Source organism: Klebsiella sp. EMBS2024, assembly GCF_036233805.1.
Lineage (GTDB): Bacteria > Pseudomonadota > Gammaproteobacteria > Enterobacterales > Enterobacteriaceae > Klebsiella > Klebsiella pneumoniae.
The window spans coordinates 44,533-44,744 of sequence record NZ_JAZARW010000002.1; the positions used below are offsets into that span (position 1 = coordinate 44,533).

Here is a 212-nt window from a genome sequence, read left to right on the forward strand (position 1 = left end):
GTATTTTCTTCAGTAGGTTCAACCAGATATATCATTTTGTCATAGCGGAATGTCAGCGTTTTAGACAGCTTACGCAGTTCCTGCCAAGCAAAGATATCATCCAGCTCTTCGTTGCTTTCAGACACCGGGCGGTGCAGATCTTTGGGGTATTTTGCTGGTCTTGCGAAGCGACGATTGAAGTCAGCGATGAAGGTATCCAGCCAGGCGTTGGC

At 47.6% G+C, this 212-nt stretch carries 1 pseudogene; it reads right to left on the bottom strand.

Features of this window, described 5'->3' with window-relative positions:
- Positions 1–212: pseudogene (locus tag VZP09_RS24440) on the bottom strand (ISNCY family transposase); the annotation flags it as partial.